Here is a 12576-nt window from a genome sequence, read left to right as displayed (position 1 = left end):
GCGCTAATGGTTTAAAAAGATTAAAGGTCCTGTTGAGCCAATTATTAATAATTGCTCAACAGGACCTTTTTTTGCCTAAAGAGTTATGAAACTCGATTAATTAATAAAACTTAACTAACCTCTCAGTTTGACAAATACCACACTGCTCAGTGCTGGCACAGTAAAGCCTGTTGCCGTTACTTTACTTTGCTTCACCACTTCATCAACACCATTTTTTTGTATTGGGTGTAATTGATAACCCTGAGTGCTGCCATAGGCGAAAGTTTGTCTTTTATCACTGGTATTAAAAATAACCATCATGCTAGATAGCTTGGCATCAACAGATTCGCCCTGACTATCATCAATTTTCATCACCAATAAACCTAGCTGCTCGTTATCCGTATTGAGAAAAGTCACTTTATCAATAATCGCGGCACTGCTTGTTAATCTAAATAACGGCGAACTCATCCGCAGTGTTAGCATTTCGGTAAATATATTACTGCTAAACTCAATATGCTTAGCATTAACCTGATCTCGCCCCTGATGACCGGCAAGAACTTGCTTTATTAACGGCCAGTTAGCTTTATCTTTCTCTGCTGGTGGTAAGCCGATATTATAAAAGTTATCTTGCTTAGAAAAGTCGACACGATTGAACCAGTCACCATAGTCATAGCTATCTCTCAGGAAAGACTTAGAGCGCATAAACTCTGAGCCCATGTGAATGAAAGGAATACCTTGGGCGAATAAGATGAACGCTAAACTTTGCAAGTGCATTCTAACCCTGTCATCAGTAGAAACATCAAAAGCTAGACGATATTGACTGTTATCCCATAAGGTTTGGTTGTCATGCTTAGAAACATAGTTAATGGTATCAGCGGGGTCTAGGGCATAACCCGTTGGCTGATCACCATAAGGAATATCTTTGCCTAATACTTTTTTACCATTAATAACTTTTAAAGGGAAATTCACTAAATTACCGGCTAAACCGATGCGTAGTTGGTCCATTCTTAACACATAAGCGCGACGATTTTTTTCTTTATGTTGTTTTTCATTAGGAAAAGTTAATAAACCATTACCAATGCCTTGAGAATCGCGAGTATTATTACCACCGCCACGCACGGCATCACGTAATCGGTCAGAAAAAGTCCCTATTTCGCTGCCGGCTAACTCTAACTGGCTGGCTTGGACAAATTGTTTATTATTAGCCACTTCACCAAAATTCCAACCTTCACCGTAAAAGTAAGTATCACTGTCGACTTGGCGCACAGCGGCTCTTGCTGCCAACATCACATCCTTGGGTTGATGGCCCATTAAATCAAAACGAAAACCATCAATTTTATAATCACGTGCCCAAACTACTAACGAGTCGGTCATTAGTTTTGCCATCATCACTCGCTCTGTCGCGGTATTATCACAACATGTCGATTGCTCGATAGCGCCTGTTATCGGGTCTAATCTGTGGTAATAATGAGGTACTATTTTATCCAATACAGCATTGGTTGCTAAGCCAGCTTGATGGGTGTGGTTATACACTACATCCATAATCACCCGAAATCCCAAACCATGCAGGCTTTGAATCATCTCTCTAAATTCGACTAAGCGTGCAACACCTTGGGCATTAACGGCATAACTGCCCTCTGGCACAGTGTAATGAAAAGGATCATAACCCCAGTTGTAATTATCAACTTGGCGTAACTCACTAACTAACTGCTGTGCTTGCTCGCCTGCAACGGCATAACTCTGTAATAGTGATTTAATACTTTGCTCAGCATTGTAAGCTTGCTGACAGATACTGATATTGGCTGTAATAGCGCAAACTTTGGCCAGGTTATCATCTATATCAAGATGTTTACTGGCATCTTCATTAACGGTGGCCATATCAAAGGTAGGTAATAAATGAATGTTATTTAAGCCTGCCGCTTGCAGTGTTTTTAAATGTTGCACGCCATTAGAGTTAGTCTCACTAAAGGCTTTATATTTCCCCTTAAACTTAGGGTTACTTAGCCGTTGTTCATTGGCACTAAAGTCTCGAATATGTACTTCATAAAAAACATTGTCTTCGACATTTTTCACCGTCGGTATTGACTGATTTAGCCAGTTTTCAGGCTGCGTAATAGCGTCATTCAAATCTACAACCTGTGAGTACTCACTATTAACAGATAAGCTTAAGGAATAGGGATCGGTAACCGATAAGGTTTCTACCTTTTGGGATACCGGGTGATAAACGCTAAGCTGATATTTATAATAAGCATAACTCGCTTGCTTATCTGACAATACCTGCCAAACACCGGTATGGCTATCTTCTACCATTTCAAGCCTACCGCCTGAAATTGCTTGTAAGTTGTCATCAAAAAGCTGCACAGCAACCGCTTGTGCTGTTGGTGCCCATAACTTAAAGCTAACGGTTTTACTTACAACAGCGCTAACGCCCTCACCTTGTCGATTATTGATAATGGTTGCGCCTAAATCAGCCACTTCATCGGCATCATTATCACCCTGAGTATAAAGTGCATCAATTACGCCCCCGGTTTGCACGTAAGCAATTTTTTTTGCTTGCTTACTTAGACCAAGACCGGCTTCAATCGCCACCACCATGAGTTGTTGTTTTAACCAGCGCTTACTTTGCTCTGGCGTTAATTGCACTTTATAGGCTTGAAAATCAGCTAAATGAGGAAACTCTTTTGCTAATTTATCTGGGAAACTAACCGCTAATAAATCAATGGCATTAAAACCAGCTGATTTTTTACTCAGTAACTGGTATTGATAGTTGTTCCGTGATTTTGGCAGTACCAATAATTGGCTGGTTAACCAATGAGCAGAGCTATCACTCGGTAAATTAGCCAAGTCACTTGCTTTAAACAAGCTTGCTGCAACAGCAGTGACCTTATTGACAGTATTAATTATTGGTTGGCTTAGTTGGCTAGGTTTACTTGTTTCACCACATGCACTAACCAATATAGTTGTTGAGAGTACAGCATAAATTGCCCGGCTAAGGCTTGAGTGAGAGCGAGAAAAAAAAGACATTTTCATAATAAACGAGTCGGTAATATTGTTATGGATATTAACTTACTCGTTCAGCCATTATATAAATACTGATTTTGCTTAATTGCATACGTATTCAATATTTACCCCATGATACTCTACACTGTTAACTCGGTTTTAGTGGGCTATCAAGCCAAGTTTTGGATGGCAACTCGCCTATTTCTTTAAGGTAAGCTTTAACAAATTCGATAAATAGTTGCGTGCGTTTGGGCAGGTATTTTCTTTTTGGATATACAATAAATACCCCTGAATTGGCAAATTCATCAAGTTCTGCCACCACCCTCATTTTGCCGGCAACGACTAATGCCTTAGCGGTAAAATGAGGCATAAGACTAAGGCCCAAACCTTCCGCGCACATTTGGGCCATTGCTTCACCATCATCAACAATGGTGACGTTTTTCGGTTCAACATTAATATGGCAACCTTGATAGCAGAAATTTATCGGCATTGTCCTACCTGTTTGTTTGAAGCGAAATAACAGCCAAGGTAAAACTGAGAGCCCTTTATTCGAAATATCAATCTCGCTGCTGGTTACTAACTTATTACTTACGCCCTTACTACTGACCCCCTCATTACTGATGCACAGCACAAAAGGCATGGGTGACAGTTTTTGTGCCACCAAACGGCTGTCATTTAAAGTACCACTGCGAATAGTAACGTCGACCGCATCACTAATCATATCGACATATTCATCATTAAAACTGATATCTAGCTGGATTTCAGGATAGGTTTTTTTAAATTGGCTTAACATTGGCAGCATATACATACGGCCATACGATACCGGTAAATTAATTTTCAATGCACCACTGTAACTATTGTTGTCTGATTTTAATTCTTGCTCACACGATTCAAGTTGTTGATAGAGAGAGCCAACGGTATCGGCATACTTTTGCCCTGCTGAGGTCAAACTTAACTGCCGAGTAGAGCGATAAAGCAATTGCAGGCCGAGCTGCTCTTCTAACCTTTTAATAGCCTTACTTACCGTGGATGGATCTGTCGAGTGTTTTTTGGCTGTTGCAGCAAAGCTGCCAGTCTCGATAGTCGACATAAACAAGGCGATGCTTTTAAATTTATCCATAATGCTCTTCCTCAATGAATGGAATGAGTGAATTAAATCGACGGATGGTATTGATGAATTATATTCACTAATGTAAGTCATTATCGGCACTTCTGATAATAATTATTTGACGTAAACTAAGTTTGATTGAAAACACCAGTCAACAAAGTTGATAAAATTTTCAAAAAATTACCTTTAAGTTGATTACCTTCAACCTAATAACTAAGGGAATCCTTATGTTCATGTTAAAACGATTGTTATTGTCCATCACTCTGACATTATTTATCAGTCCAGTTTTATTGGTGCAAGCCAGTAATGTATCACAGCAGTTATTAACCATGCCAATAACCTTAACCACGGGAGAAGTGGTTACCTTAGCGCAATATCAAGGTAAAAAGCCGGTCTATTTAAAGTTTTGGGCAACATGGTGCAAACCCTGTATTGAGCAAATGCCCCATTTTGAGCAAATTAGTCAACAACATAGTGACAATTTAGCGATCATCGCCATTAATCTAGGTATCAATGATAATTTAGCTGCGGTGCAAAAAGTGCAGCAAGAGTTTAACTTATCAATGCCTATGGCTATCGATAAAAGTGGCGACTTAGCGCAAGCGTTTCGGTTACTCGGTACCCCGTATCATTTATTGTTTGATAAACAAATGAACTTAGTTCACCTTGGCCATAAAGCTGATTCAGTGCTTGATAACAAAATTTCCCTGCTCAGTAGTGAACAACAACTTGATTTACTGGCCGACAATGCCATTACCGAAACCGCATTGCCACTGGAGTTAGGGCTTAATGACAATAAAATACAGGCGTTTTTATTTACCGCTACTTGGTGTGATTGGTATTTTAAAGACTCTCGCCCAAGCTCATCACAACAATGCATAGCGGCACAAAATTCAATCAATGATTTAACTCAACAGTTTGCTAACATCGAATGGCAAGGCATCATTTCCAGACTTTGGACTGGTCCTGCTGAACTCGCGAATTACACTAAGAAGTATCAGGTAAAACATGCCATTGCGATTGATGTTAGCAATAGCATGTTTCATCAATATGCCGTGAAAGAATTACCGAGCTTAATCATGGTAAAAGATGGTGAAGTCATATTAAGAACTTCTGACTTTTACGAGCCTGAAGCTTTAGCTGAACAAATATCCAAGCTATAAGAAGAGTAATAATTTACCAGTAGCTTTCCGGTGCAAAGTTAAAATAAAAAAAGGCTTGCTGATTTACTTAGCAAGCCTTTCTGATAAACCTTCAAAACAAGCTCAAGGTCTATTTTACCAGCATGTTATTCTGGTTTGATTGCTATGGCTGACACTGCTGAATAATCAGGCTGCCTACATTAGCACCTTGGCTTGGGTTAGCTTCATTGAGTGTTAACAAAAAGCTATAACTTCCGGCTTCCAGTGTAATAACGTTATTATCAGTTCCGCCATCATCATAGGCAACAACATAGTTCACTCCAACAGCTAAGTTATCACTACTAATATCGTTACTAGCTTCAGCTTGTACCCATAACTGTGTCGTCCAATCATCATCGTCTGAAGCCAGCTTAAATTGCATATCACCAGCAAAATCAGCTACTGCCTGATAAATATTATTGCCTTTATAATGTAGACGATATAACTCATTTGCGCCCCAGCCAGAATGATTACCTTTGACATAGAGTTCACCGCCGCCGGCAATGTCAAATGGAATAGCATCAGCAGAGTCGATTAATGCGCGACAATCCACGGTTAGTGCAATGCTAGTAATAGTGATTTGCGCTGTTGCAGCAGAAGCGTCAATGGTAAAGCTATAAATACCATCACTTGCTACCGAAAACGTCATATTGCCACCATCATCATTTACCGTAATTGAACTTGCGGTAAAACTCACATCATTAAAGCCTAAATTTAAATTGGCCCACTGTGCATCGGCAAATTTAAAGCTTTGCTGGCCCGCAGTTAAATTAACGTTAAGGCTGTAAATATCGTTTTCTTCATAGATAAAACGATAAGCATCGGTTAACTCCTCACTGCTCCAGTTATTCATACTGCCGCGTAGGTAAATAACGGTATCACCATAGGGTGCAACATCGACAGCATCTCGAGTAATACCCGCTGCTAACCCTGCTCCTTGAGCGCCAACTTGTGCCTTAACAAATACGGCACTGGTATAAGCCGGTACAGTAAAGGTTCCTGCACCCGTTCCAGCGGTAAAACTTGCTGTCTGAACACTAGTATCAGCAGAGGTTAATTGTATTGAATGAAGGGCAAAATCAGTAGCTGTGCTGATAGTATGACTTTGCTCGGCATCGGTACCGTTAATGACCACCACAATAGCATCATAGTTATTATCTAAGTCCTTTAGTTGAGTAGAGCCACCAGTACCATCATCGATGCTCATCACGATTAAACCTGGGGTTTGACTAGAGCCGGTATTATGAAAACCAACACGGTTAATAACATCTTGCTCTGTGGTTAATCTAAATAACGGGCTATCACTTCGAATAGCTAAGAACTCAGCAAATATCGCCGAGCTGAACTCAATATCATTGTTATCAACAGCAATTTCAACATTGGTTTTTATGCTAGCAATCGTTGCTAAATTACTGTCATTACTATTATCAATAGGGGTACCCGCCTGCCAATTATTACTTTGGTTGCTATAGTCAACGGCGTTATACCAATCACCAGCATCGTAGGTATTTCTGTCCATAGATTTAGAGCGCATCTTGTCTAGCCCTAATTGAAAGAAAGGTATGCCTTGGCTTAATAACGGAATGCTTGCCGATAAGTTATGTACTCGCACCCGATCATCATTAAGCATTGCTGTCGGTAAGTTATATTGTAAATAATCCCATAAGGTTTCATTGTCATGTTTTGAAACATAGTTAATGATATCGGCAGGGTCTAAAGCATAGGCTTGACCGTCTGAAAAATCACGACCTAGTTTAATCACACCTTTAAAATCTTGCAGTTGATAATTTTGTAAGGTTGCCGCTAAACCACGACGAATTTTATCTATTTTATTTAAGTCGGGAGATGTTACTGAAAGTACCGCTTCACGAATGGCATCACGTGGCCGATCATTAAAGGTACCTACCTCTGAGCCAGCCATCGTTTGTTGAATGGCATTGTCAAATAAACGGCCACTGACTACTTCCCCCCAGTTCCAACCTTCACCATAAAAGTAATTATCAGGGTCGATTGCTTGCACCGCTGCACGCGCTGCTAATATAGTGGCTTTTGGCATATGCCCCATAATATCAAAACGGAAACTATCAAATTTATATTGCTTGGTCCATTGCACTAAGGAATCAATGACAAATTTACCCATCATTACATGTTCGGTCGCGGTATTATCACAACAGGTAGATTTTTCTAAATCACCAGAAATCTCGTTGTACCTGTGATAATAACCCGGCACCATTTTGTCAAAAACAGAATTGTCCCATAAACCAGAAGCTGAGGTATGGTTATAAACCACATCGAGCACCACTCTAAAACCTAAGTCGTGTAAGGCTTTGTTCATTTCGCGCATTTCTTTAATACGAGTAACGCCATCAGCATTTGAAGCATAACTGCCTTCTGGTGCATTAAAGTGATGAGGATCATAACCCCAGTTAAAGCTGTCAATGCCTCGCATAGACGCCACTAAATCTTTAGCGTCATTGCTGGTTGGTTGATAACTTTCTAAAACTGAAAGAATGGTGGCGCTATTATCTTCCACACCACATACCGGTGCACTAGCATTTAAAATACATAACTCAGCAACAGTATTATGAATATTAACGGTTTCTCCTACGCCTTCCTTAATGGTAGCGATATCGTTAGCAGGCAACATATGAAAATGAGTAACACCCGCGTCGGCTAGACTTTTCAGGTATTGCACGGCATTTGAATCAGTTTCAGTAAAGGCTAAATATTTACCACGATTTTGTGCTGTTGTGCTGCTGTCCGTGATACTAAAGTCACGAATGTGCGCCTCTAAAATCACAGCATCTTCAATTTCTGCAATCGTAGGTGATAAATGATTATCCCAATCAACAGGTTTTAAATCATCGTCATTTAAGTTAACAAATTGCGAATACAAACCATTAGTCGCTAAACTCACTGAGTAAGGGTCAGTTGACCAAATGTTTTCAATTTTTTGTGAAACCGGGTGATAAACACTGACTTGATAACGGAAAAACTGACGATCATAAGAGACCTTATCCCCAGTAAATGACCATATACCTGTTGCCGCATCAAGTATCATGGTTTCGGTACTAGTTAGAGTTTTAGCCTTATCAAAAACGTGTAAGGCAACACTTTGTGCTGTTGGTGCCCAAACTGAAGCGGTAATGTTATTAGCCGTATAGACAAGACCCAAGATTGCTTCATTAGCGTCGTTATCACCTGAGGTATAAATATCATCAAGGGCTTTGGCTATTTGCACACGTGTTGCCGATAACATCTCGCCGTTTGCTGAATACGCTATTGCCACTAACTCATCTTTTAGGGCGGCTTTAATTAATGATAAATCGGCATTCGTTGCATAAGCTGCAAATGAATCTTTAATATGAGGCACCAATGCCGCTTCATTTTCGCTAAGCGTACTTGCGGTAAAAGTAATATAATTATCACCCGTTATGCCGGTAACAGCATCAAAGGCTAAATCAGCAGTGGCCGAATGGTAGATACGAACTTCAGCGGCATTGTCTATCGGTAGTAAAACTGTCGATGCAGTTAGCCAATGTGCACTAGCACCTTCGATAAATACACCTTCAGAGGCTAATATAGCCTCTGTATATAATTCACTGTTACCTGATAATGTCCAAATAGTGTGCTCACCGGTTAGATCGACTACATTATTAGTATCGCCACCAATGTCTTTTTCATCACCTTTATGAACAATAAAATTAGCGCAACCGTTATGATCAGTTTTTAGTGGTAGTATCCAATAAGCACCATAGTTTGCATCTTCACCATTTGCTGCCTGGCCTAGAGCCCAAACAGTACCTTCATCATCAGCAAAATCGGCATAAGCAATACAGCCATCGCCATTCCATAAATGTAATACCCAGTTCTCATAATTATCGTCAGAGCGGTTATAGAAAATAACTAACTCGTCATCACCTGCACTAACCACTGGATCAGGTAAAGTATTCTCATCGACCAAACTGAGTGCAAAGTCGCTATTCGCTGAGGCATTACTCGGGTCTGACACTGCTAAATTAGCACTATAACTGCCTGCTGCTTGATAAGTTACCGTTGCTGAAGTGGTTGCTTTGCAATCGGCAATATCGATGTTAGCTTGACTATCACCCGTAGATAATACGCAAGCAAGCGCATCATTATCACTATCAGCTACCTCCCAAGAGAAGGTGACCTCAAAAAGAGAAGTCGTACTGGTTTGTGCGCTAAAACTGGTTACGGTTGGTGCATTATTGTTTGGGTTTGTATCTGGATCTGACCCTTTGCCACCATCATCACCACCGCCACCACAAGCAGCTAAGCCAGTGGTTAATACACCGCATATTATTATCTTTTTAAAGCTTATTGGTAATATCAAAATATTATCCTTTTATCATTATTTTTCTTAGGTAATTACCTCATGCTAAAGCTTTGTTTATTTGTTGAACAGAGGTTACATACGTATTCAATAAAGCAATTTTCAGGTATAAAAAAACCCTACCTATCGGCAGGGCTTTTTAGCTAAACTAATTGATTTTATTTACAAAATAATCAGCTTCACTTTGTAATAATAACTTTTAACATTTACGTCAAAGTAACTACTTTTCCGTAACCGTCATCGTTTTAGTAACACCATCTTCAAAAGCGAAAATATAGGTACCGGCAGGTAAGTCAATTTTGATGTTGTTGTTAGATTGTACAAGTTCCAATGCAACACCCAATTCAACTTTAGTATCTGCAATCTCAACACCCCAGTTATAACCAAAAGATCCGCCCCAATTTTCATCGGCTACTTTAAATTCACCAGGACCGGTAATAACCACTTCAAGTGAGTAAGTATGTGAAGCTTCAGCAGTGTTGCCTGCATCAGTTGCAACAAAAGCTAACTGATTAACCTCTGAAGCGCCCCAATCAGTGATACTACCGCGTAAATACAATGGCGCTTCTGACACTTTAACCACAGGGTCAGCTGAATCAAAGATCACTTCAAACTTATAAGATGTTGCTTTAGATACTGATACACGCATATTTCCGCCATCATCAGTTACCGTAATTGCATCAGCATCAGTAGAAATAGTCACGTCGTTAAAACCTAAGTTAACTACGCCCCAACTAGAGTCAGCAAATTTAAAGGCATGATTACCATCAGCTTCTAAACCGTAAATTACGCTATAACTTCTAGTATCAGCATTCCATTTAACTTGGTCAGTAGCTGGTGAAGACCAACCATTGACTGAGCCACGAATGAAAACTTGCGTTGAGCCAAATGGTAAAGCAGGTTTTATTTCAATACTTGGTGCAGCAGGGTCTGACAGATCTAAAACAAAGTCATATTTCGCAGCCATTGAAGTAAAGCTTAACGCGCCACCTCCACTTTCTAATGTTAATGGCGTACTTGCCATAACAACATTATCAGTATCAATTGCACCGACAGCAAAACCCGTGCTTGAATCTGCAATAGTGAAACTGTGCGTTTCAGCAGCTAAGTCAACTCGTGTTACGTATTGACCATTAGTGCTATAACTAAGCGCCATAGTTTCTGCGCCAATAGTTAACATTGGGAAGGCATCTACAGGTACTTCGCTAATAGTTAATTTAACTTCAGCTGCATCACTAGCATTAACTAAAAACTGGTAAATTTTGTCTTTAGTCATATCAACTTTCATGTTCTGACCAACACCTTCACCAACAGTCATAGTGATAGTAGAGCCAACAGCTGATTGATCGCCGCCTTTAATACTACCGAAAGAGCTAGGCTCAGACCAATCAATGTCAGCTACTTTAAAGTCATATGAGTCAGTACAATCTTCACCGTCTACGGCTTCAACGACTGGTTCAGCTTCTAGATCTTCTTCGATAGGTGCAACAATTACACATTCTTCTTCTGTGGTGTAAGTGTGGTTTACACGATATTGACCCTCTGCATAGGCGAATGTTGAATTTGCATCTCCAGCGCCATCCCAACCATTAAAAGCACCTCGAAGTAATAATGCGGTTTCATCTGGGTTAAAGGTGACAACACATTTTGAAGAAATTTCTTCAGCACCAACACCTACGGCTACTGTGTCAACCGGACAGACTAATTCTTCGCCAACACAAATCCCCGCATCATTTGCTGTTTGGCTCCAACCACAAGACGTTACTCCTGAAGAGGCTTCCGCACCAAAATAAGGATGTTGGTTAACCAGTAACATGCCATCAAGCACGTTTACGGAGAAGTTATCATCAGCATAAGCGTTTTTATCAAGGTTATGTAATACCACATTACCGGATGGACCAATTGGCATCATTAAATCGCTATCAGAAATCTTTTTACCGTCAGCGGTATCATTAAAAATAACATTACCGCAATTACCTGGCTCATCAACTAAAAGTAATTTCCAAAACATACCATAATTAGGGTCAATGCCTATATTACCAGGCTCATTTGCATAATTTGAGTTTTGTCCCCAACTTGAAATACTATCATCAGCATAAGCAGTACAGACTCCGGCATCATCATTCCATGTATGAGCTACCATGTTTTCATAAAGTGCGTCGTTATCACCACCATCAACATGATTTTCATTACGGTAGAATACAACAGCTTCATTTGGGCCCGCGATAACAACAGGTGCAGGAGCATCTAAAATAGGGTTTTGCTCGGGAATAATACACTCGTATATACCCGCTTCGTCAATCACTTTATAGTTAGGACAAGATAATGGCGGCGTATAACAAATTTCATCACCATCCATGTCCGCAGTCGTTGCATTTACAGAACGATTGATACGTTGTGATGGCCCTAAGTAGCTAGCTGGTGGGATTTCTGCAAACCAAAGTTCAAACCATTCATTAAAACCTTCACCACGAATCACGTCTTGGCCTTGTGCTATTTGAAAAGCAAGTGCTTCTTCTTTCGCAATAACCTGACGCTCAGTTTCTTCAAGCGTTAAATCTAAAATGCTATAAAGGTCTAACTGTTCATATTTAAAATCAGCTTCCCAAGCAGCTTCATCCCATGAATCGCCTGCTCCTGCTTCTGCAGCAGTTTTGGCTTCAGCTTTACCCGCATCAATACCAGCTTGTTCATCAGCAGTAAGTGGATAAAAGTCTGCACTCGCAATTTGAACTAAGTCAGGGTTTTTACACCACAAACCGACTTCTGCAAATATGTCTGTTATTTCTGGCTGTGCTTGATCACTACCACAACCACTTAGGGCTAAAGATACGGCAATCGCACTTCCAAGCATAATTGGCTTGAATTTATATTTCATGAGTTTATAACTCCATTAACTATTATGGTTTTAGTTTATGTGTATATATTTTGTATTATCCCTAAAACTTTGC

Annotated in this window: 5 protein-coding genes; 1 reads left to right on the top strand and 4 read right to left on the bottom strand. The window is 40.1% G+C overall.

Annotated features, from left to right (window positions below):
* Positions 1-114: 114 nt before the first annotated feature.
* Entirely contained in the window at positions 115-3009 is a 2895-nt protein-coding gene (gene pulA, locus CMT41_RS03770; protein ID WP_058026406.1) for a pullulanase-type alpha-1,6-glucosidase, read from the bottom strand.
* A 118-nt stretch (positions 3010-3127) separates the two neighbouring features.
* Entirely contained in the window at positions 3128-4099 is a 972-nt protein-coding gene (locus tag CMT41_RS03765) for a LysR family transcriptional regulator (RefSeq protein ID WP_058026405.1), read from the bottom strand.
* A 215-nt stretch (positions 4100-4314) separates the two neighbouring features.
* On the opposite strand from CMT41_RS03765, the gene CMT41_RS03760 reads away from it, so the two are divergent.
* Positions 4315-5250 (top strand): TlpA family protein disulfide reductase, encoded by a 936-nt coding sequence (locus tag CMT41_RS03760; RefSeq protein ID WP_058026404.1) that lies wholly within the window; start codon positions 4315-4317, stop codon positions 5248-5250.
* A 142-nt stretch (positions 5251-5392) separates the two neighbouring features.
* Here CMT41_RS03760 and CMT41_RS03755 read toward each other — a convergent pair whose 3' ends face one another.
* Complete coding sequence (locus tag CMT41_RS03755) at positions 5393-9625, bottom strand: alpha-1,6-glucosidase domain-containing protein (RefSeq protein ID WP_232300012.1); 4233 nt, start codon at positions 9623-9625, stop codon at positions 5393-5395.
* 220 nt (positions 9626-9845) lie between these two features.
* Positions 9846-12503: a hypothetical protein gene (locus CMT41_RS03750; protein ID WP_058026403.1), complete on the bottom strand. Its 2658-nt coding sequence runs from the start codon at positions 12501-12503 to the stop codon at positions 9846-9848.
* Between the last annotated feature and the right edge of the window lie 73 nt (positions 12504-12576).

Origin of the sequence: Colwellia sp. MT41 (assembly GCF_001444365.1) — a bacterium.
Lineage (GTDB): Bacteria > Pseudomonadota > Gammaproteobacteria > Enterobacterales > Alteromonadaceae > Colwellia > Colwellia marinimaniae.
The sequence above is the reverse complement of the archived record's forward strand: the minus strand, read 5'-3'. Positions and strand labels throughout refer to the sequence as shown.

Coding starts and splice junctions, on each gene's coding strand:
- CMT41_RS03760 (WP_058026404.1), top strand. CDS start 4,315: ATGTTCATGTTAAAACGATTGTTATTGTCCATCACTCTGACATTATTT.
- pulA (WP_058026406.1), bottom strand. CDS start 3,009: ATGAAAATGTCTTTTTTTTCTCGCTCTCACTCAAGCCTTAGCCGGGCA.
- CMT41_RS03750 (WP_058026403.1), bottom strand. CDS start 12,503: ATGAAATATAAATTCAAGCCAATTATGCTTGGAAGTGCGATTGCCGTA.
- CMT41_RS03765 (WP_058026405.1), bottom strand. CDS start 4,099: ATGGATAAATTTAAAAGCATCGCCTTGTTTATGTCGACTATCGAGACT.